The organism is Pseudonocardia sp. (genome assembly GCF_050250275.1).
Taxonomy (GTDB): Bacteria; Actinomycetota; Actinomycetes; order Mycobacteriales; family Pseudonocardiaceae; genus Pseudonocardia.
The window spans coordinates 90,153-109,839 of sequence record NZ_JBFWOY010000019.1 but is presented as its reverse complement, the minus strand read 5'-3'; the positions used below and the strand labels follow the sequence as shown (position 1 = coordinate 109,839).

19 protein-coding genes and 3 pseudogenes are annotated in these 19,687 nt (G+C 73.7%); 10 read left to right on the top strand and 12 right to left on the bottom strand.

Annotation, left to right across the window (positions count from 1 at the left end):
• Positions 1-14: 14 nt before the first annotated feature.
• Complete coding sequence (locus AB7F12_RS18345; protein ID WP_428501498.1) at positions 15-1,127, bottom strand: NDMA-dependent alcohol dehydrogenase; 1,113 nt, start codon at positions 1,125-1,127, stop codon at positions 15-17.
• 188 nt (positions 1,128-1,315) lie between these two features.
• On the opposite strand from AB7F12_RS18345, the gene AB7F12_RS18340 reads away from it, so the two are divergent.
• Positions 1,316-1,981, top strand: coding sequence for an NADase-type glycan-binding domain-containing protein (locus tag AB7F12_RS18340; protein ID WP_428501497.1), 666 nt, complete (start codon positions 1,316-1,318; stop codon positions 1,979-1,981).
• A gap of 75 nt (positions 1,982-2,056) precedes the next feature.
• Positions 2,057-2,698: an ABC transporter permease gene (locus tag AB7F12_RS18335; protein ID WP_428501517.1), complete on the top strand. Its 642-nt coding sequence runs from the start codon at positions 2,057-2,059 to the stop codon at positions 2,696-2,698.
• Between the two features lie 13 nt (positions 2,699-2,711).
• Here the strand turns inward: AB7F12_RS18335 and AB7F12_RS18330 are convergent, their stop codons facing one another.
• Positions 2,712-3,416 (bottom strand): TetR/AcrR family transcriptional regulator C-terminal domain-containing protein, encoded by a 705-nt coding sequence (locus tag AB7F12_RS18330; RefSeq protein WP_428501496.1) that lies wholly within the window; start codon positions 3,414-3,416, stop codon positions 2,712-2,714.
• A 186-nt stretch (positions 3,417-3,602) separates the two neighbouring features.
• Here AB7F12_RS18330 and AB7F12_RS18325 point away from each other — a divergent pair, with 186 nt between their 5' ends.
• The 3 genes from AB7F12_RS18325 (at position 3,603) to AB7F12_RS18315 (ending at position 5,050) form a co-directional block, all read left to right on the top strand.
• Positions 3,603-3,803 (top strand): cold-shock protein, encoded by a 201-nt coding sequence (locus tag AB7F12_RS18325; protein WP_428516919.1) that lies wholly within the window; start codon positions 3,603-3,605, stop codon positions 3,801-3,803.
• 31 nt (positions 3,804-3,834) lie between these two features.
• Positions 3,835-4,782 carry an acyl-CoA desaturase gene (locus tag AB7F12_RS18320; protein WP_428516917.1) on the top strand — a complete coding sequence of 316 codons (948 nt, stop codon included), beginning with the start codon at positions 3,835-3,837 and terminating at the stop codon, positions 4,780-4,782.
• A 64-nt stretch (positions 4,783-4,846) separates the two neighbouring features.
• Positions 4,847-5,050 (top strand): cold-shock protein, encoded by a 204-nt coding sequence (locus AB7F12_RS18315; protein WP_147110287.1) that lies wholly within the window; start codon positions 4,847-4,849, stop codon positions 5,048-5,050.
• A gap of 75 nt (positions 5,051-5,125) precedes the next feature.
• Here the strand turns inward: AB7F12_RS18315 and AB7F12_RS18310 are convergent.
• The 8 genes and pseudogenes from AB7F12_RS18310 to AB7F12_RS18275 all read right to left on the bottom strand — a co-directional run bounded on the left by AB7F12_RS18310 (position 5,126) and on the right by AB7F12_RS18275 (position 13,494).
• A pseudogene (locus AB7F12_RS18310) lies at positions 5,126-5,409 on the bottom strand (GlsB/YeaQ/YmgE family stress response membrane protein).
• A 71-nt stretch (positions 5,410-5,480) separates the two neighbouring features.
• Complete coding sequence (locus AB7F12_RS18305; protein WP_428502862.1) at positions 5,481-6,755, bottom strand: RNA polymerase sigma factor; 1,275 nt, start codon at positions 6,753-6,755, stop codon at positions 5,481-5,483.
• Positions 6,752-7,102 (bottom strand): YciI family protein, encoded by a 351-nt coding sequence (locus AB7F12_RS18300; RefSeq protein WP_428502863.1) that lies wholly within the window; start codon positions 7,100-7,102, stop codon positions 6,752-6,754. The genes AB7F12_RS18305 and AB7F12_RS18300 overlap by 4 nt, the downstream gene beginning before the upstream one ends.
• A 71-nt stretch (positions 7,103-7,173) precedes the next feature.
• On the bottom strand, positions 7,174-8,169 hold the full coding sequence (locus AB7F12_RS18295; protein ID WP_428502861.1) for an EamA family transporter: 996 nt from the start codon (positions 8,167-8,169) through the stop codon (positions 7,174-7,176).
• Positions 8,166-9,140 carry an EamA family transporter gene (locus AB7F12_RS18290; RefSeq protein WP_428502713.1) on the bottom strand — a complete coding sequence of 325 codons (975 nt, stop codon included), beginning with the start codon at positions 9,138-9,140 and terminating at the stop codon, positions 8,166-8,168. The genes AB7F12_RS18295 and AB7F12_RS18290 overlap by 4 nt, the downstream gene beginning before the upstream one ends.
• A gap of 83 nt (positions 9,141-9,223) precedes the next feature.
• A complete protein-coding gene (gene tsaA, locus AB7F12_RS18285) occupies positions 9,224-9,631 on the bottom strand; it encodes a tRNA (N6-threonylcarbamoyladenosine(37)-N6)-methyltransferase TrmO (RefSeq protein ID WP_428502714.1) in 408 nt (135 codons plus the stop codon).
• A gap of 474 nt (positions 9,632-10,105) precedes the next feature.
• A complete protein-coding gene (locus AB7F12_RS18280; RefSeq protein WP_428502715.1) occupies positions 10,106-11,443 on the bottom strand; it encodes an NAD(P)/FAD-dependent oxidoreductase in 1,338 nt (445 codons plus the stop codon).
• 71 nt (positions 11,444-11,514) lie between these two features.
• On the bottom strand, positions 11,515-13,494 hold the full coding sequence (locus AB7F12_RS18275; protein WP_428502716.1) for an ATP-binding protein: 1,980 nt from the start codon (positions 13,492-13,494) through the stop codon (positions 11,515-11,517).
• Between the two features lie 199 nt (positions 13,495-13,693).
• Between AB7F12_RS18275 and AB7F12_RS18270 the strand changes: the two genes are divergently transcribed.
• Entirely contained in the window at positions 13,694-13,933 is a 240-nt protein-coding gene (locus AB7F12_RS18270) for a hypothetical protein (protein ID WP_428516914.1), read from the top strand.
• A gap of 204 nt (positions 13,934-14,137) precedes the next feature.
• Entirely contained in the window at positions 14,138-15,055 is a 918-nt protein-coding gene (locus AB7F12_RS18265) for a GGDEF domain-containing protein (protein ID WP_428497464.1), read from the top strand.
• A 92-nt stretch (positions 15,056-15,147) separates the two neighbouring features.
• Here the strand turns inward: AB7F12_RS18265 and AB7F12_RS18260 are convergent, their stop codons facing one another.
• Positions 15,148-15,606 carry an Lrp/AsnC family transcriptional regulator gene (locus AB7F12_RS18260; RefSeq protein WP_428497465.1) on the bottom strand — a complete coding sequence of 153 codons (459 nt, stop codon included), beginning with the start codon at positions 15,604-15,606 and terminating at the stop codon, positions 15,148-15,150.
• Positions 15,607-15,764: 158 nt separating this feature from the next.
• Here AB7F12_RS18260 and pdhA point away from each other — a divergent pair.
• From pdhA to AB7F12_RS18245, 3 genes and pseudogenes are all read left to right on the top strand, one after another.
• A pseudogene (gene pdhA / locus AB7F12_RS18255) lies at positions 15,765-16,842 on the top strand (pyruvate dehydrogenase (acetyl-transferring) E1 component subunit alpha).
• A pseudogene (locus tag AB7F12_RS18250) lies at positions 16,842-17,842 on the top strand (alpha-ketoacid dehydrogenase subunit beta). Before pdhA ends, AB7F12_RS18250 begins: the two co-directional pseudogenes overlap by 1 nt.
• A complete protein-coding gene (locus AB7F12_RS18245; protein ID WP_428497466.1) occupies positions 17,839-19,158 on the top strand; it encodes a dihydrolipoamide acetyltransferase family protein in 1,320 nt (439 codons plus the stop codon). The pseudogene AB7F12_RS18250 and the gene AB7F12_RS18245 overlap by 4 nt, the downstream one beginning before the upstream one ends.
• 125 nt (positions 19,159-19,283) lie before the next feature.
• On the opposite strand, the gene AB7F12_RS18240 is transcribed toward AB7F12_RS18245, so the two are convergent.
• The gene (locus tag AB7F12_RS18240; RefSeq protein ID WP_428497467.1) at positions 19,284-19,658 is read right to left on the bottom strand and encodes a nuclear transport factor 2 family protein; all 375 of its coding nucleotides are present in this window, start codon (positions 19,656-19,658) and stop codon (positions 19,284-19,286) included.
• Positions 19,659-19,687 lie beyond the last annotated feature (29 nt).

Genomic DNA, 19,687 nt, shown 5'->3' with positions numbered 1-19,687 from the left:
GGGCCGGACCGGGCTCAGTGCTCGTGGACGATCACGCCGCGGATGAGCTCGCCCGCGAGCATGTGCTCGTAGCCCTCGTTGATCTGGTCGAGGGTGTAGGTGCGGGTGAGCAGCTCGTCGAGCTTGAGCTGCCCGTCGCGGTAGAGCTCGAGCAGGCGGGGGATGTCGGTGGTGGGGTTGCAGTCCCCGAACAGGCTGCCGCGGATCGTCTTGCGCCACAGCACCGCCTCGGTGCCCGACAGCGTGATCGTCTTGTCGGCGAACGGGGCGAGCGCGGTGATCACGACGGTGCCGGACTTGCTGACGACCTCGAACGCCGCGTCGACGACGTTCGCGGTCACGTTGCCGACGGTGATGATCGCGGAAGCGGCACCGACACCCCGGGTGAGCTGCTTCGACAGCGCGAGGGCTTCCTCGGCGGTGGCGACGGCGTGGGTGGCGCCGAGGCTCATGGCGGTGTCGCGTTTGAGGGTCGTGGGATCGACGGCGATGACGTGGCGGGCCCCGGCCAGGTGGGCGCCCTGGACGGCGTTGATGCCGATCCCGCCGATGCCGTAGATGACGACGGTGTCGCCGGGCCGCACGTCGGCGGAGTTGACGGCCGACCCCCAGCCGGTGGGGACGCCGCACCCGACGAGGGCCGCGACCTGCAGCGGGAACTCGGGCTCGATGCGGACGGCGGAGCTCTCGTGGATGACGCCGTAGGTGGAGAAGGCGCCGACCATGCACATGGCGCCGTAGCGGCCCGCCTTGCCGGAGAGCGGCCAGTTGCCCGACGGTAGGTGCCCGCGCATCGTGTAGGCACCCATGTCGCAGAGGTTCTGCCTGCCGATGGAGCACCAGTGACAGGTGCCGCAGGTCGGGATGAAGGAGGCGACGAAGTGGTCGCCGGGCTTCACCCGGGTGACGCCGGGGCCGACCTCCTCGACGACGCCGGCGCCCTCGTGGCCGAGCACGATCGGCAGCCATGCGCCCATGTCGCCCTGCTGGATGTGCAGGTCGGAGTGGCAGAGACCGGTGTGTGTCCAGCGGACCAGGACTTCGTGGTCGCCGGGCGCGGCGAGGTCCAGCTCCTCGATCTCGAGCGGTTTGCCGACCTCGTACAGCACCGCAGCAGTTGTCTTCACGGTCGTTGACCTCCTCGTCGCGACGCGTCGATCCTGCCCCGATCATCGGCGCCTGTCCCGCGTTGCGGGTGGCCCGGTGGACGTGGGCATCGTCACCACGGCGGGCGTCGGCGTCGTAGAGTCGGGACGCCTCCGACCCCGGGAGTCGCCGTGATCCGTGTCCGTACGCCCGTCCGACGGACCGCTGCGTGAACCCGCGGACGCCGGGCCGGGGCACGCGGATCGCGGCGGGGATCGTCGTGCTGCTGGTCCTCGCCGCCGCGGTCGCGGGCGCGCTGCTGCTGCGCGGCGGCGGACCGACGACGGCGGTCGTGGGTGAGGCGCGTCCGCAGGCGGGCGGGGCGGCGGGAACCGGCGGGACCATGCCGCCTGCCGCGGGTGGGCTGCGGGCGTCGGCGACGTGCACGTCGGCCCCGAGCCGCTCCTCCGACGGGGCGCCGACGACGTTCGAGCCGGGCAATGCCGTCGACGGCCGGCCCGACACCGCGTGGCGCTGCGACGGCGACGGCACCGGGCGCCGGCTCGTCGTGCACCTGCCGGGGCGGCAGCGTGTCTCGGAGCTGACGATCGTCCCCGGCTACGCGAAGATCGACCCGGCCGACGGCTCGGACCGTTACACGCAGAACCGGCGGATCACGTCGATGACGATCGACACCGGGTCCGGCCCGGCAACGTCGGTGTCGCTGGACCCGTCGCCGACGCGCCGCGATCCGCAGACGGTGCGGTTCCCCGCGGCGGAGACGTCGACGGTGACGCTGACGATCCTGACCACGGATCCGGGACGCCCGGTGGGGACGCAGCCGGCGTCGGACCGCGTCGCGATCTCGGAGATCACGTTCCCCGGGCTGCGCTGACCCGGGTGGCTGCCGGCCGGGCCACGCAGGACCGGATCGGCGCGAGCCAGATCTTGAGCGGCCGAGCGTGACGGCCTGACCAGCCTGTGTGGACGATCCTCCGAACATCGCACACCCTGGGCGGCGATCGCGTTCCTGGCGGTCGTCGTCGTGCTCGCCGTCTCGCCGACGTGCTCGCACCGCAGTCCCCGTACGAGGGCGACCTCAGCCAACGCCTCCTGCCCCCGCTGGCTGGATGACGACGGCGCGGCCGACGCCCCCCTGCTCGGCACCGATCCGTACGGTCGCGACCTGCTCAGCAGGCTGATTCACGGCGCGCAGGTGTCGTTGATCGTGGCGGCACTGACGCGCCTCGGCAACGTCGTGCTGCTGATCTCGTTGCTGCTGTGGCCGAGGTTCGCCAGGGTCGTCCGCGGCGAGACGCTCAGCCTGCGCGAACGCGACTACGTCAAGCTCGCCCGCGTGGCCGGGTGCAGCCACCTGCGCATCGTCGTCCGGCACCTCCTGCCCAACCTCGTCCCCACCATTCTCGTGCTCACGACGTTCCAGGTCGGCTACGTCGTGGTGCTGGAGGCCACGCTGAGCTTCCTGGGGTCGGGGTGCCGCCGCCGCGTCCCTCCTGGGGCCACCGTCGACGCGGAGACCGGCATCACCGCGGGTCGGCGCCTCGGTGCGGAGCCCGGTGCGGCCCGCGGTGCCGGTTGCGCGGTGTGCTGACCGGGCCGGGGCCTCAGGTCGTCGCGCGCAGCTGCTGGACGAGCCCGGCCAGCACGATGTCGAGGCCCTCCTCGAGCTCGGCGTGGCCGTCGAAGGCGGCCAGCTCGTGGGCGAGCGCGCGGATCCTGGGGAACTCCTTGGCGGGCAGGCGGTGCAGGCCGAGGCGGAGCAGGTCGTCGGTCTCGTCGGGGTCGGCCACCTGCTCCTGGACCTCGTTGAGGACGTGCCCCTGCAGGAAGCCCATGAACAGCCGGTAGCCGTGCAGCGCACCCTTGGGGTCGAACCCGGCGCCGATCAGGAGGTCGACGATGGCCTCCAGGGGCCGCAGTGTGCCCTGCGGCCGCAATCCCAGCGGGGTGCTCAGTGGCCGTGTGACCAGCAGCGGTACCGCGTGCGGATGGGCCAGCGCCAGCTCGCGGAAGCTGTGCGCGCAGCGACGCAGCACGGCCTCCCAGTCCGACGTCGGCGCCGGCGGCGGCACCTCCAGCTCCGACAGGACCAGCTCGACGATGTCGTCGAGCAGCTCGTCCTTGCTGGCGGCGAACCGGTACAGCCGCATCGGGTCGCGGCCCAGGGCCCGCCCCAGCCGGCGCATCGACAGCGACTCGACGCCGTGCTCGTCGATCATCCGCAGCGCCTCGGTGAGGACGGTCCGCCGGTCGAGCGCTGCCCGTCGGCTGCTGCGGGTCGTGCTCGTCGCCGTCCTCTCGGCTGGCATCGGTCCCCCTCCACTCACCGTGTCGCGCCCACCGCGTCACGCGATCCGGCCTGTCTCCCCCTGGACTTGACAGCCGGACGCTACGGCGTAGCGTCTACACCGTAGCGCTACACCTGCCGACGATCGAGCCGCGCAGGCGTCCGGGGCCCCCGGACGGCTTCCGCGCACAACCGGCAGGAGGTCGGCATGGTCGACGGCACCGTCACCTGGTTCGACCCGCAACGGGGTATCGGCGTGATCGCACTGGAGGACGGCACCGAGGTCGCCGTCTCCGGATCGCAGATCGACGGCGGTGGCAACCAGGTCCTGCGCCCGCACGACAAGGTGGCGTTCGTCCTGGAGGACGGTCCTGTCGGGCCTCACGCCGTCGGCGTCTGGACCCCGTGACCGCTTCCGAATCCGAGGAGAACCCTTCACCGTGACGACTGCGACCGCGCCGGCTCCGCCCGGCAGCGGCCCCAAACCCCTGTTCGACGGACGCCGCCCTCATGGTCAGGTCGCGCTCGTGTACGTCGCCGTCCTCGTCCCGATGCTCGCCGTGGTCGTCGCCGTCCCGCTCGCCTGGGGATGGGGCCTGACCTGGACCGACATCGGACTGGCCGCGGGGTTCTACCTCGTCTCGGCGCTGGGCGTGACCGTCGGCTTCCACCGGCTGTTCACCCACCGCTCGTTCAACGCGAGCCGCCCGCTGCGGATCGCGCTCGCGGTCGCCGGCAGCCTCTCGCTCCAGGGTGACGTCCTCACCTGGGTGGCCGACCACCGCCGTCATCACGCGTTCTCCGACAAGGAGGGCGACCCGCACTCCCCGTGGCGCTTCGGAACCTCCCCCGCGGCCCTGGTCAAGGGGCTGTGGTGGTCGCACGTCGGCTGGCTGTTCGAACCGGCACGCACCAACGCCGACCGGTTCGCCCCCGACCTCGTCGCCGACCCCGACATCACCGCGATCAGTCGCCGCTTCGGGCTGCTGACCCTCGCGAGCCTCCTGGCGCCCGCGCTGCTCGGTGGCCTGATCAGCATGTCCTGGTGGGGCGCGGCCACCGCGTTCGTCTGGGCCGGGCTCGTCCGGGTTGCCGTCCTGCACCATGTGACGTGGTCGATCAACTCGATCTGCCACGTCCTGGGCGACCGTCCGTTCGTCAGTCGCGACCGTTCAGCCAATGTGTGGCCGCTCGCGATCCTGTCGATGGGCGAGTCCTGGCACAATCTGCATCACGCCGACCCTACGTGCGCCAGACACGGTGTACGCAGGGGCCAGATCGACATCTCGGCGCGCGTCATCTGGGTGTTCGAAAAACTCCGATGGGCCGACTCGGTCCGTTGGCCCACCCCGGTACGCCTGGAGCGGCTGGCACGCTCCACCGCATGACCCCGGCCCTCCCCGGAGGGCCGGAGCACGACCCGCTCGAAGTTCAGAGTTCAGGAGAAGGCAAATGGCACAGGGCACCGTGAAGTGGTTCAACGGCGAGAAGGGCTTCGGCTTCATCGCCCAGGACGGAGGCGGCGCCGACGTGTTCGTGCACTACTCCGAGATCGAGGGCAGCGGCTTCCGCAACCTCGAAGAGGGTCAGCGCGTCGAGTTCGAGATCGGCCAGGGCCAGAAGGGCCCGCAGGCCCAGGGCGTTCGCGCCCTCTGACGCTCCCTCCGCCACACCCAGGAGACCCGGCCCCGATGGGGCCGGGTCTCCTGTCGTTCAGGGGCGGTCGTCAGGTCACAGGCGCAGGCGCGAGCGGCGGCGGCCGTAGAGGCCCGACACGAGCGCGACACCCAGGGCGGCGACGAGGACCTGGACGAGCAGTTCCAGCCAGTCGATCCCTGACGTCTCCGTCGGGATGCCGAGCGCGCGGGCCAGCGCGGTGCCGACGAGCGCGGCCACGATGCCGACGAGGATCGTCAGCCAGATCGGGATGCGCTGCTTGCCGGGCAGCACCAGACGGCCGAGCGCACCGAGATCAGACCGATCACGATGGCCGTCAGGATTCCGGTGATGGTCATGCCGTCCTCCAGGGTCAGTGGCCACCGCGCTCGGGTGACCGGCGCCACGGACTACCCGAAAGGTGAGGGTGTCAACCGGGGACGGGTTCGTCGCTGCGGCGCCGGGCGAGTGAGTCGCGGCGCCGGGAGAGATGTGCCCGCTCGATCGTGTTGCCGGTGCGGGCGATCGCGGCGTCGTACGCGGCGGTCGCCTCCGCGGTCCGGCCGAGGCGCCCCAGCAGGTCGGCCCGGACCGCGTGCAGGACGTGGTGCGCGTCGAGGCCCTCGATGGCCTCGACCTCGGCGAGCGCGGCGCCCGGCCCGTCGACCTCGGCGACGGCCACGGCCCGGTTCAGGGCCACGACGGGGCTCGCCACGATCGTCGACAACTGGTCGTAGAGGGCGACGATCTGCGGCCAGTCCGTTGCGGCCGCCGACGCCGCGTCGGAGTGGACGGCGTTGATCGCCGCCTGCAGCTGGTACGGCCCGGGCGCATTGCGGCGCAGGCAGCGCCGCACCAGTTCCTGGCCCTCCGCGACCAGCGCGCCGTCCCATCGTGCGCGGTCCTGCTCGGGCAGTGGGACCAGCTCACCCGCCGGGCCGGTACGCGCCGGGCGTCGCGACCCGACGAGCAACATCAACGCCAGCAGGCCTGTGACCTCGGGCTCGTCGGGCATCAGCTCGGCCAGGACGCGGCCCAGCCGGACGGCCTCGGCGCACAGGTCGTCGCGCACCAGCGCGTCGCCCGACGTCGCCGTGTGCCCCTCGGTGAAGACGAGGTAGACGACTGCGAGCACCGCGCGCAGCCGGTCGGGGAGCTCCGCCTCGCTCGGGACTCGGTACGGGATGTGCGCGTCGCGGATCTTCGCCTTGGCGCGCACCAGCCGTTGCGCCATCGTCGGCTCCGGGACGAGGAAGGCGCGCGCGATCTCCGCGGTGGTGAGCCCGCCGAGCAGCCGCAGGGTGAGCGCCACCTGCGCGGCCCGGTTCAGCGCGGGATGGCAGCACGTGAAGATCAGCCGTAGCCGGTCGTCGCCCACGGGTTCCTCCTCGGTCTCACCGGTCCCTCCCGGCGCCGCCGCCGCGTCCGGGCCGGCAGGGTCCAGCCGCGCGGCGGCCGCGTCGCGGGCCTCCCGCGCGCTGTCGCGGCGGTACCTGTCGACGGCGCGCCGTCGCGCCGTCGTGATGATCCAGCCCGCCGGGGCGGGCGGCAGACCGTCGGCGGGCCAGCGGCGGACGGCCTCGGCGAAGGCGTCCTGGACCGCGTCCTCGGCGAGGTCGATGTCGCCGAGGACGCGGATGAGGACGGACACCGCCCGGCCGTACTCGCGGGCGAAGACGGCCGCGACGTCGGCCGGGGCCGTCATGCCCGGCTACCCGCCACGGGGCGCACCTCGACCGGCAGTGTCAGCACCCGCGCGGCACGCCCCGCCCAGTGCAGCGCGACGTCGAGATCCGGTGCGTCGATCACCCAGAAACCGCCGACATGCTCCTTGCCCTCGACGTACGGGCCGTCGGTGACCAGCACCTCGTCGCCCTTCGCGGCGACGACGGTCGCCGACGAGGGAGGGGTGAGACCGGCCGTGAAGACCCACACCCCTGCAGTGCGCATGTCGTCGTTGACCTGCGCCAACGCGGCCATGATCGGGTCGAGGACCTCCGGCGGCGGCGGTGGGCCGTCGGGCTGCTGGATCGAGAGCAGGTACTGGGCCATCGTCGGCTCCTTCGTCTCGCGTGGTGCGCTGTCACCGTTCACACGCGGCACCCCGGCCCGGATCGACACCGTCAGCGACGATTCTCCCGGGAACCTCCGTGCCCGTCGGCGACGGCGGGCAGCTCGGCCGCCGGCCGGGCCCGGGTGAGGACCACACCGGCCAGGATCAGCGCTCCGCCCGCGAGCTGCCACGGCCCCGGCAGCTCGCCCAGCAGCAGCCACGTCATCAGCGCGGAGGCGACGACCTCGAGCAGCGCGACCAGCGACCCGCGGGTGGCGCCGATCCGCGACACGGCGCCGACGCCCGCCCCGTAGGCCAGCAGCGCGCAGACCAGCGCGAGCACCGCGGCCGGCAGGACCCAGCCGACGTCGGCGCCCGCGAGCACGACGGGTGCGTCCGGCGGGACGGCGACGACGACGGGGAGGAGCCCGACGAGGCCGCACAGGGCCACGACGAGGGTCCCGATCACCATGCCCACGCCGACCAGCACCAGCGGCGGCGTCCGCGCCCCGGCCCGGTCGACGACCAGGAAGTACGACGCCCAGCACACCGCGCCGAACAGGCCCCACGCGACGCCGCGCCAGTCGAGCGCGCCCGCCGACCACACCTGCAGCACCATCAGCAGCCCGGCGACGGCCAGGGCCGCGCCGACCACCGTCATGCGGCTCGGCGGCCGCCGGCGCACCAGCCACACCCAGACGATCACCAGGACCGGCCCGAGGTACTCCAGCAGCAGCGCGACGGCGACCGGCACGTACTGCATCGCCGAGAAGTACCCGACCTGCACGCCCGCGACGGCCAGCGCTCCGTAGAGCAGCAGCGCCGGACCGTCGGCGCGCAGCGCCGCGAGCACGCCGGGCCGGGCGACCGCGAGCACGACCAGCAGCACGACGGCCGCGCCGCCGATGCGCACCAGCACCGCGCCGCCCGCCGACCAGCCCGCGTCGATCAGGGCCTTCGCGACGGGGCCCGCCACCCCGAACGACGCCGCCGAGACGACCCCAAGGGCGAGGCCCGTCGTCGTCCGGCTGCGCCCCGGGCTCCCCACGCGGCGCAGCGAGCTCATCCGGGGGTCCGCTCGTCGCGCGGGGCGGGGTCGAGCATCGGTGGCGGGCCCGCCGGCGCGGTCGCGGTCGGGCCCGACCTGGTCAGCATGATGCCGAGCAGGATCAGCAGCCCGCCGGCGAGCTGCGACGGACCGGGCAGCTGGTCCAGCAGCAGCCACGACGCGACCGTCGACACCACGACCTCGAGCAGCGCCACCAGTGATCCGCGTGCCGCGCCGATCCGCTCGATGGCGGCGACCCCGGTGAGGTAGGCGACGACCGTCGACACCAGGACGAGCAACGCCGCCGCGACCGGCCACCCGACCTCGGCGCCCGCCAGCAGCACCGGTGCCTCCGGCGGTGCGGTCACGACGATCGGCAGCACACCGGCCAGCCCGAGCACGACGACGACGGCCGTCCCGATCGTCATCCCGACACCCGCGAGCACCATCGGCGGCGTCTCGGTCGCCCGGTCGGCCAGCAGGAAGTACGAGGCCTGGCACGCCGCCGCGGCCAGCCCCCACGCGATCCCCGCCGGGTCGAGCGCACCGCCCGACCACACCTGCACGACCAGCAGCAGCCCGATGATCGCGACGAGCCCACCCAGGACCGTGCGGCGCCCCGGCGGCTGCCGGCGAACCAGCCACACCCAGGCGACCACGAGGACCGGACCCAGGTACTCCAGCAACAGGGCCACGCTCACCGGCAGGTAGCGGATGGCGTTGAAGAACGCGACCTGCACACCCGCGACCGCCAGCGCGCCGTAGACGACCAGTGCCGGCCCGTCGGCGCGCAGCGCCCGGAGCACCCCGGGCCGGGTCACCGCGAGCAGCACCAGCAGCACCGCGGCGGCGCCACCGATGCGCACCAGCACCGCGCCCGCCGACGACCAGCCCGCGTCGATCAGCGACTTGGCGAACGGCCCGGACAGCCCGAACGCGATGGCGGACGCCACGGCGAGGCCCAGCCCGGCGGAGGTGCGGGTGTTCACGTGCGGGACACGGCAGGAGACGTCATGACCCGACGAGCCTGCCATCCAGGACCGACGGATGTCCGCCGGACAGGTCCGACGTCTCAGCGCTCCCCGGCCAGGACGGGTTTGACGTCGAGGACCGGGGTCCCGTCGACGGCTTCGAGGTCGCGGACGCGGATGCGGCCGGGTTCGACGGCGGTGATCGTGACGCGGTGCACGCCGATGGGGTTGGGCCGGTCCGCGGAGCGGGTGGCGAAGACGCCGCGCAGGGGCGCGGCGGGGTCGTCGCGGGGGTGGACGACGAGGGTGTCGCGGTCGGCGCGGTGCAGCCAGGTCAGCAGCAGCACCTCGGCGCCGGTCGTCAGGTCCCGGGCGGCGGCCCGGTAGGTGTCCCCGAACGTGATCCAGGCGTCGGCGCCGCCCTCGTCGCCCTGCTTCGGAGCGGCGCCCGGGTCGGTGAGCGGCGACGAGACGTGCCCCACGGGAACGACGTACGGGCCTGCGGTCATCGGCCGACCCTAGGCGAGCGCGCCACGAACGGATGGGTGTCGCGACACGCCACACGATCGAGGGGCCTGCGGTGACGCGCACCACGCCGACCTCGTTGGACCGTCATGGGGAATCCGGAGGACATGCGGGGGACCGTCGCCGGTGGCGCGCACATCCCGATCAGCTCGAGGCCTGGAACGGGTGAGGCGGTCGATCTGGGCTGCCGCTGCCCGGTACTCGTGAACGGACCGGCGACGCCGTCGGCGGACCTGCTGGTCGCGCCCGACTGCAGGATGCACGCGGCGGTCTGACCCGAGAGGGTGGCCGACGGGCGCCGGGGCCGGTCGCGCGGACCCCCCGGCCGTCCGCCGGCCCCGGCGTGAGCAGATCCTCCCGACGACGTCGTGGCCGCGCGACCAGGGTCGATGGACGGTTGGGTGGCCGGTGGGCGAACGGCGGGTGACGTCGCTGCGGCCGGCGCCCACCCCGTCCGGTCAGGCCCGCGACTGCGCACGGACCGCCGGCGGTGCGGCCGGCTCCGGCGCGGCGCCGCGCCGCGTCGCGCGCAGGACCCGCACGACGAAACCCGGCCGCAGCAGCGTCTGCGGTGGGTCGACCAGCCCCGTCACCTGGAAGAACGTGCGGGCGACGTGCGGGTCGACCCCCGCGGCCCGCTGGACCCGCGCGACCCAGCGTCCGACGAGCACGGCGGCGCGTCCGCGGTCCACCTCGACGCGGGGGTCGGTGGAGTCGGCGCCGATGGCGTTGTCCCAGCCGACCGCCGTCGCCCGCAGCAGCCTGCGGTGGGTGCGACGCGGCTGCGGGTCGGTGTCGCGGGCGAGGACACGACGCAGCTCCTCCGCCTGCAGCGCGGCCATCGTCATGCCCTGGCCGTAGACGGGGTTCACCGAGCACAGCGCGTCGCCCAGGAGCAGCAGCCCCGGGGGCCCGTCGACCGTGTCGGGGCGGCGTCGCCGGTTCTCGGTGAACCGCATCGTCCGCAAGGGCTCGCGGGGCTCGGCGCCGGCGAGGGCGTCGGCGATGTCGGGGAAGGGCAGCGTGGCGGCGAAGCGGTGGAAGCCGTCCAGCTCGGTGGGGGCGTGGTCGCCGAAGGTCCCGCCGAGCGAGACGAGGTGGTCGCCGCCCTCGACGGGGAACACGGCGCCGCTGCGGCTGTTGCCCGGCACCCCGGACACGAGGACGACCTCGTCACCGTCCAAGCCGTCGTCGCGGAGCCGGAACCTCCCGCACGTGTAGGCGACCTCCACGCGCACCGAGTCCTGCGGGGGCACCGCGAACCCGAGCTCCCGCAGCCAGACGTCGGCCCGCGAGGTGCGACCGGAGGCGTCGACCACGAGGTCGGCGGCGACCGCCGGCCCGGGGTCGGTGCGGACACCGGTGACGCGTCCGTGCTCGGCGAGCAGGCCGAGCACCGTGCAACGGTCGACGATCGTCACCGTGGGCAGCGTCCGGACCGCGGCGCGGACGTGCGTCTCCAGCAGGGGCCGGCTGCACAGCAACGACCCGCCCTCGGAGAAGCGGGCGAACCGGATCCCGGCGAGCAGGAACCGGAAGCGCTCGACCGGCCCCTCGATCGCGCCGTCGCGCAGCAGGCCGTCGACGAGGTCGGGGAAGAGGTCGTCGAGGATCCGGCGGCCGCGGGGGAGCAGCGCATGCGGGAACGGGCCCTGCGGCACGCCGCGCCGGGGTTCGGCGCTCGCGCGGAGCGTGTCCCGGTCCAGGACGGTGACGTGGTCGAACGTCTCGGACAGGACGCGGGCGGCGAGCAGCCCGGCCATCCCGGCTCCGAGGACGACGGCGTGTGCGGGCACGGGGACCTCCGGTGTCGTGGGTGGCCGGACGGTCCCGCGGTGGGGTGCTCACCCACCAGGCCGGACGCTGCTCAGTTCCTGCCCACGGTGGCGAGCAGTTCGGCGACGCGGGCGGTGGCGGCGGCGAGGTGTCGTCGGTAGGTGGAGAACGGCAGGCCGAGCAGTTCGGCGGCCTTCTCCTGCGTCCCGGCGGGGCGGACGAAGGTGCGGTCGAGGACGCGGTGCAGCCGGGCGTCGCGGGGGTCGGTGCGCAGGGTGTCGATCGCGGCGAGGAGCGCGGCGCGGACCTCGTCGCCGGTCGTGCCGGCGGCCACGGCCAGCGGGGACACGGCGAGCCGGTCGGGCCGGTGCAGGTCGCGCAGGGCGGCCCGGACCGTGTCGGGGTCGACCACGGCCGTCCCCGGGGCGGGGCCGCCGACGATGTCGCTGAAGGAGTTGCTCGGCCGGGTCCGCACGTCGAGCGCGTACGTCGCGGTGTCCCGGGTGCCCTGGACGGTGTCGAGCTCCGGCACCCGGTCCAGGCCCAGGGTCAGCAGCAGGGGGCCGTTGAACGCCGGGTCGGCGGTGATGTGGATGTCGAACGCCAGGTTCGGGCGGGTGATCGTCTCGCGGATCGTCCGGACGGCGACGACGTCGTGCATCGGGGAGCGGCGCTCGCCGTGGACCCGGTGGGCGAGGAAGCGGACGGCGGTCACCTCGTGGTCGGCGCGCAGCCCCTGGGCCGTGGCCCACTCCCGGGCCCGGGCGGCGATCGGGTCGGCGGCCAGCACGCGGGGGCTCGCGTCGTGCAGCGAGACCGATACGAGCACGCCGTCGACACGTCCGTGGTCGCCGATGACGACGACGCCCTCGGGCTGTTCGTGGACCCACGCCAGCACCGCGTCGGCGTCGCGCTCCCCGACGTGCCCGACGACGAGCTCGCGCAGCGCGTCCAGCTCGTCCGGCGCGACGGGCCGGGCCCTGACCAGGCCGAACGTCGACCAGTCGTACCAGGTCGCCATGTGCGGGACGTGCCGGAACTCGAAGACGAGGTCGAGCATCGCCTGCTCCCGGCGCGCACCGCCGGCGGCTCGCGCGCGGCGGACGGTGTGCTCCCGGAGCGCGTGCCGCAGGGTCGCCGCGGCCTCGGGGTCGCGCCGGCGCAGGTCGGCGACCAGCACGTCGCGGACGAGGTCGTGCGGCACGAGGCCACGCTCGCCGTTCTCGACCCAGGCGCGGGTGCGCAGCCAGTCGAACAGCTCGGCGGGGCCCGGCCCGTCGCCGTCGCCCGGGACGAGCTCGCGCAGCAGTGCCTCGGTGGTGGTGCGGGCGCACGAGCACACCCGCAGCGCGTCCCGGTGCCGCGGTGTCGGGGCGGTGTCGACCAGGCGCGGGACGAGCGTCTCCAGCAGGGCGGGGCCGACGGCCCGGTCCTGGTCACCAGGGCGGGTGGCCAGCTCGGCGGCGACCGTGAGGGCCAGCGGATGGCCCCGGGCGAGCGTGAGCACCTCGGTGTGGACCTCGGTGGGGAGCTCGGCTGCGGCGAGCAGGTCGGCGGCCTCGGCGGCGTCGAGCGTTCCGAGGCCGACGACCCGCGACAGCGCGCGCCAGGCGGGGTCGTCGAGCCAGCCGCGTGACGGCGGCTCCCGGCCGGCGAGGACGGTCAGCGCGTCGCCGGGCAGGGCGGGGACGAGCTCCTCACGCACCCAGCCGTCGAGGGGGCCGAGCAGCTCGTAGGCGTCGACGAGCAGGACCAGCCGGCCGTCGGCGGGGGTGAGGGCGGCGTCGCGGATGGCGTGCGGATCGGGGGTGTCACGGCCGTCGACGCGCACGACGGTCGCCCCGGCAGCGCGGGCGAGATCGCCGTACATGCGCAGCAGGGCGCTCTTGCCGATCCCGCCGGGCCCGTGGACGTGCAGCACCGCGAACGGTGGTTCGGCGCCCGCGGGCAGTTCCACGGCGTGCCGGAACAGCTCCAGCTCCCGCTTCCTGCCGACGAATGCGCCCCGGCGCGCGGCGGCCACCCGCCCGGCGACCGTCGCCCGGCCCGCGGTGGCACGCCGTTCCGGCACCGCAGCGACGCTAGCCGCGCACGGCGGCGACGAACAGGGCATTACGGGTGGGGCTCGCCCCCGCGGAGAAGGGGGGTGCGCTCCGCGGGGTGGGGGGGTCGGCACGGTCGTTGCGACCCGGCCGAACGGGCAAAGTTCATCTCACCGGAGCAACAGCTCGGACGACGGGAAAGACTCGATACGGAGAACGGGGCCCGAAATGTTCAAGAGCCAGTGTCACAGCAACAGCAAGTGGGACCGCGACGACAGCGACTGGGGCGGCTACGGCGGCGGCTACAAGGACAAGAACTGCTGGGAGCCCCGTGAGAAGTACGAGGAGTGCTACGACAAGAAGAACGACTGCGACGACTACGACAAATGGGACTGCGACGACAAGTACTCGAAGAGCGACGACGACAAGTACGGCTGCGACGACAGCTACGACTACTCGAACAGCTGATCGCGGCCCCACGGGGACCAGGAGCGCGTACTGGCGGTGATGCGCCGGTACGCGCTCCCGTGTGTCCGGTGTCCGTATTTGCGCACGCGTGACCCGATCGGGTTATGGTTCGCACCGATGGCCACGGGATCGGATGGTGGCGCGTCACTGCAGGTGGCGCCGCCTCTGCAGCCGACCCGGAGCTTCGACACGGCGTGTACACGAGTGATCGACTATCTGTGCTCGGCCATCCCGATGGGGGCGTGGGCGGTCACGCGGGTCGTCGACGGTCGTCAGCTGATCCTCACTCTGCGTGGCGACGCGTACGAGGTCGGCGACGGGACCTCACTGCCGTTCAGCGACTCCCTGTGCCGCGTCATGATCGCCGGTGAGGGCCCGCGGATCGCTCCGGACGTCTCCGACGTCCCCGCCTACGCGCGCATCGCGAGCGCGCTCCCCTACGACGTCAACGCCTACGTCGGCACGCCGATCGTCTGGCCCGACGGGACGGTGTTCGGCACGGTCTGCGGCTTCGACCCCTCGACCAAACCCGACGGCCTGCGGGCCCACCTGCCCCTGCTCGACCTGCTGTCGAGCCTGCTGTCGTCGGTCCTGGAGGCCGACCTGGGAGCGACGTCGGCGGCGAGGGCGGCGGAGATCGCCAGGCGCGAGGCCGACGTCGACCCGCTCACCGGCCTGCTCAACCGGCGTGGCTGGAACCGCTTCCTCACCCAGGAGGAGGACCGGTTCCGCCGGTTCGGCGACTCCGCCAGCGTCGTCGTCATCGATCTCGACAACCTCAAGGCCGTCAACGACACCTGGGGTCACGGGGCGGGCGACGAGTACATCCTGCGGGCCGCCCGCGCGCTGGCGTCCACGGTCCGGTCCGGCGACGTCCTGGCCCGCCTCGGCGGCGACGAGTTCGGTGTGATCGCGGTCGGCTGCACGCCCGAGCAGGGAGCCGAGCTGGTGGTGCGGGCGTCGCGCGCGCTGTCGGACGCGGGGGTGTCCGGCTCGTTCGGGCACGCGCCGTACACCATCGTCGCCGGTTTCCCGGGAACGTGGCGGGCTGCCGACGAGGCCATGTACGAGCAGAAACGTCTCCGCCGCGGCGGGCCGCCCCGCCCGCACCGGCGCGTCTGAGCGGTGACGTGAAGGGGCAGGTTCCCGCGGCCTTCGCCGCGGCTGCCCGAACGCGACCGGCACCCGGCAGGAACGTGTGGGTCGACGCGTGATCAGCTCCCCGGCGGCGGCGGGACGTTCTCGGCGTCCTCGAAGATCAGAAAGGTGCGGGTGGCGAGGACCCCGGGGATGGCCTGGAGCTGCTCGAGCACCACGCGGCGCAGCGCATCGTTGTCCGCAGCCCGCACGAGCAGCATGACGTCGAACTCGCCGCCCAGCAGGGCCATGTGCCGGACCTCGGGGATGGCGCGCAACCGTTCCTGCAGGTCCCGCCAGTTGCTCTGGCGGACCGTCATCGTGACGTACGCAGAGGTCGTGAGACCGAGCTTGAGCGGATCCACGCGGGCGCCGAAGCCGGTGATCACACCGTCGGCCAGCAGTCGTTCGAGCCGGGCGTAGGCGTTCGCCCGGGAGACCAGCACGCGCTCGGCCAGCGCCCGACCGGACAGGCGGGCGTCCGCCTCCAGCTCGGCGACGATCCGGCGGTCGACGGCGTCCAGCCGGGTGTCCATTCGTCTCCCACCTCCGGGTGCAGGCCGCGACACGCGAGCCGACCGCATGGCCGTTCGGTCCCGTCAGGACCAGACGTCTCATGTTCTGGCGCAACACTAGCCGAATGGCCGTCCGGAAAGACAGGCTGGCGCCAGACGTCTTGCCGATGGAGGTGCAGATGAGTGCCGACCAGCTGGCGCAGGCCATCACCGTGGCCCGAGCGCTGGAGGAGACCGGTCGTCTCGTGCGGGGCGTGGCCACACCCGACCCGGACGTGCTGGTCGAGGGCTATCGGCGGCTGGTGTTCGCCCGCCAGGCTCAACGAACAGGCGAGTGCCCTCGTGCGGCAGGGCCGGCTGGCGGTCTACCCGTCCTCGCACGGGCAGGAGGCGTGCCAGGTCGCGTGCGCGTCGGTCCTCACGGACGGCGACTGGCTGTTCCCGACCTACCGCGACACCGCCGCGATCGCCGCACGAGGCGTCGACCCGGTGGAGGTGCTGAGCATGCTCCGCGGGGACTGGCACTGCGGCTACGACCCGAGGGTCCACAAGGTGGCCCCGCAGGCGACGCCGCTGGCGACCCAGCTGCTCCACGCCGTCGGGGTCGGGCACGCCGCCCGGCTCAGGGGCGAGGACACCGTCGTCATGGCACTGTGCGGCGACGGTGCCACCAGCGAGGGCGACTTCCACGAGGCGCTGAACTTCGCCGCCGTGTTCGCCGCGCCGGTGGTGTTCCTCGTGCAGAACAACAAGTACGCGATCTCGGTTCCGCTGGCCCGTCAATCGGTCGCGCCGTCCCTGGCGGCCAAGGCGATCGGCTACGGCATGCCCGGGATCCGGGTCGACGGCAACGACCTCGTCGTCCTCGAGCACGTTCTCCACGACGCCGTGAGCCGGGCGCGCGGGGGTGGGGGACCGACCCTGGTCGAGGCGGACACCTACCGCATGGACTCCCACACCAATGCCGACGACGCCACCCGCTACCGCACCGACGACGAGGTCGCGGAGTGGGCCGGGCGGGACCCGCTGGTGCGGGTACGGACCTACCTGACGGCGGCGGGTGCGCTCGACGAGGCATGCGAACACGAGATCACGGCCGCGGCGGAGGAGATGGCCGCCGCGGTCCGGGCGGGACTGGGCGCGCAGACGCCCGTCGACCCGGAGGAGCTCTTCGCCCACGTCTACGCCACCCCCACCCCCCAGCTGGTCGAGCAGCGCGCCGCGTTGCGCACCGAGCTCGAGTACGAGGAGGCCTGATGCCCGCGCCCACGATGACCATGGCCCAGGCCGTCAACACCGCACTGCGGGACGCCATGACCGCCGACGGTTCCGTCGTCGTCTTCGGCGAGGACGTCGGTGCCCTGGGCGGGGTGTTCCGGGTGACCGACGGCCTGCACCGGGACTTCGGCGAGCACCGATGCTTCGACACCCCGCTGGCCGAGTCCGGGATCGTCGGCCTGGCCGTCGGGATGGCCGTCAACGGGATGCGTCCGGTCGTGGAGATGCAGTTCGACGCCTTCGCCTACCCCGCCTTCGAGCAGATCACCAGCCACGTCGCCAAGCTGGGCAACCGCACCCGGGGCAGCCTGCGGCTCCCGATGGTCATCCGGATCCCGTACGCGGGGGGCATCGGTGGTGTCGAGCACCACTGCGACTCCTCGGAGAGCTACTACGCGCACACGCCGGGACTGCCGTCGTCGCGCCGGCCACCAACGCGGACGCCTACGGTCTGCTGCGGGCGGCGATCGACCATCCGGACCCGGTGATCTTCCTGGAGCCGAAGAAGCACTACTTCGCCAAGGAGGACGTCGACCTCGCGGCCCCTGTCCCCCCGATCGGTCGCGCCGTGGTGCGGCGGCCCGGTCGGGACGCGACGCTGATCGCGTACGGGCCGTCCGTGCCGGTGGCGCTGTCGGCCGCCGAGCACGCCGCCACCGAGGGGCGTGACCTCGGCGTGGTGGACCTGCGAACGATCGTGCCGTTCGACGACGAGACCGTCTGCGCCGAGGTCCGCCGGACCGGCCGCGCCGTCGTGATCGCCGAGGCGCCGGGATTCGCCTCCGTGGCCTCGGAGGTCGCCGCCCGGGTCGGGGAGCGATGCTTCCACCACCTCGAGGCCCCGGTGCGCCGGGTGACCGGCTTCGACGTGCCCTACCCGGCCCCCAAGCTGGAGCACCACCTCCTGCCCGGGGTCGACCGCATCCTCGATGCCGTCGACACCCTGCTGTGGGACGACAGCCGGGGGGTCCCGGCGTGAGCGCGCAGATCTTCACCCTCCCCGACCTGGGGGAGGGGCTCACCGAGGCCCAGCTGGTCCGGTGGCTCGTCGAGGTCGGCGACACGGTCGCCGTCGACGCACCCGTCGCCGAGGTCGAGACCGCGAAGGCGACGGTCGAAGTGCCCTCGCCGTTCGGTGGGGTGATCGCGGAGCTGCACGGTGAGGAGGGCGCCACGCTGGCCGTCGGCGCGCCGCTGATCTCCGTGACCACGCAGGACGGGTCGACTGCCGCGCAGACCTACACGGAGGAGGAGCAGGCCGGGTCGGGCAACGTCCTGATCGGTTACGGCACCGCCGGAGCGGCCACCTCGCGGCGCCGCCGCCGGGGCGCGGCGGCCCCCGCTCCCGCCGCCCCGGCCCGGTCCGGGATCCGCACCGCGGGCGAGCGGCCCGCAGCGTCATCACCGATCGTGCGTCAACTCGCCCGGCGCGCGGGCGTGGACCTCACCACGCTGGCCGGGACGGGTCCTGACGGCCTGGTCGTGCGTCGCGACGTGGAGGCCGCCATCGCGGCTCGCACGAGCGCGCCGCCGATCGGACGACCCGCCGCGCAACCGCAGCCGTCACCGGTCGCCGAGGACGACGTGGACCGCCGCACCGGCCTGCCGATCCGCACCCGGGTGCCACTCACGGGCATGCGCAAGGCCGTCACCGAGACACTCTCGCGCAGCCGCTCGGAGATCCCCGAGGCCACCACGTGGGTGGACGTGGACGCGACCCGGCTGCTGGAACTGCGCGCCCGGCTCACCGCCGGCGGTGCGGCGCCAGGTGTCCTGGCGATGGTCGCGCGGTTCGTGGTCGCCGGCCTGGCCCGGTTCCCCGAGCTCAACTCGCGGGTGGACACCAGGCGTGGCGAGATCACCCACCTCGACGGCGTCAACCTGGGTCTGGCCGCCCAGACCGACCGTGGCCTCGTGGTGCCGGCGGTCCCGGGCGCGCACCGCCTCACGATGCGCGGCCTCGACGCCGAGATCCGCAGGCTCACCACGGCGGCCCGCGAGGGCACCGCGACCGCGGCCGAGCTGAGCTCCGGCTCGTTCACGCTGAACAACTACGGCGTGCTCGGCGTCGACGGCAGCGCCGCGATCATCAACCATCCCGAGGTCGCCATCCTCGGTATCGGCCGGATCGTCCCGCGACCCTGGGTGGTCGACGGTGAGATCGTCGTCCGACAGGTCGTGCAGCTGTCGCTCGTGTTCGACCACCGGGTGTGCGACGGCGGCACGGCCGGCGGGTTCCTGCGCTTCGTCGCCGACGCCGTGGAGTCCCCGGCCCTTGCGGTGGCCGACCTGTGAGCACCGCGCCGGCGGTCGACCGCGTCCTCGCCGGCGGATGAGCCGGGTGGGCGGGAGCCCCCGCCCGTCGGTCGCAGGGATCGAGGCCTGTCCGTCGTACCGATCGAGGAGGCCGCCCCGGGCGGTCAGACCTCGTGCGCGACGCCCTCCGAGAGATGCAGGTGCACGACCTTCCAGCCCGCGTCGTCGACGAGCACGGCACTGATCCGCATCGCGAGCGGCGGCCCCTCCGGCAGCCGGACCTGCGCGGTCCCGAACACCCACGCCACGTCACCACGGCACCGGCCGTCGACCTCGACCGCCTCCATCGGCACCGGCGGATAGGTCCGCAGGTGGGCGACCAGCTCGGCGAGCGACAGGTTCGTGTCCGGGCCGGAGGCGAAGGTGTGCACCCCGCCGAGGTCCGAGGCGTGCGCGAGAACGTGGTCGACGTCGCGGGCCTGGGCGGCGAGGAGCCACGCGCGGGTGGTCTCGAGGGCGGCGGCAGGGGCACGGTCCATGCTCGGTCACGGTAGGGCAGGGCGCCCGC

Coding starts and splice junctions, on each gene's coding strand:
- AB7F12_RS18330 (WP_428501496.1), bottom strand. CDS start 3,416: ATGCCAGCCGAGAGGACGGCGACGAGCACGACCCGCAGCAGCCGACGG.
- AB7F12_RS18325 (WP_428516919.1), top strand. CDS start 3,603: ATGGTCGACGGCACCGTCACCTGGTTCGACCCGCAACGGGGTATCGGC.
- AB7F12_RS18315 (WP_147110287.1), top strand. CDS start 4,847: ATGGCACAGGGCACCGTGAAGTGGTTCAACGGCGAGAAGGGCTTCGGC.
- AB7F12_RS18305 (WP_428502862.1), bottom strand. CDS start 6,755: ATGACGGCCCCGGCCGACGTCGCGGCCGTCTTCGCCCGCGAGTACGGC.
- AB7F12_RS18300 (WP_428502863.1), bottom strand. CDS start 7,102: ATGGCCCAGTACCTGCTCTCGATCCAGCAGCCCGACGGCCCACCGCCG.
- AB7F12_RS18295 (WP_428502861.1), bottom strand. CDS start 8,169: ATGAGCTCGCTGCGCCGCGTGGGGAGCCCGGGGCGCAGCCGGACGACG.
- tsaA (WP_428502714.1), bottom strand. CDS start 9,631: ATGACCGCAGGCCCGTACGTCGTTCCCGTGGGGCACGTCTCGTCGCCG.
- AB7F12_RS18270 (WP_428516914.1), top strand. CDS start 13,694: ATGTTCAAGAGCCAGTGTCACAGCAACAGCAAGTGGGACCGCGACGAC.
- AB7F12_RS18260 (WP_428497465.1), bottom strand. CDS start 15,606: ATGGACACCCGGCTGGACGCCGTCGACCGCCGGATCGTCGCCGAGCTG.
- AB7F12_RS18240 (WP_428497467.1), bottom strand. CDS start 19,658: ATGGACCGTGCCCCTGCCGCCGCCCTCGAGACCACCCGCGCGTGGCTC.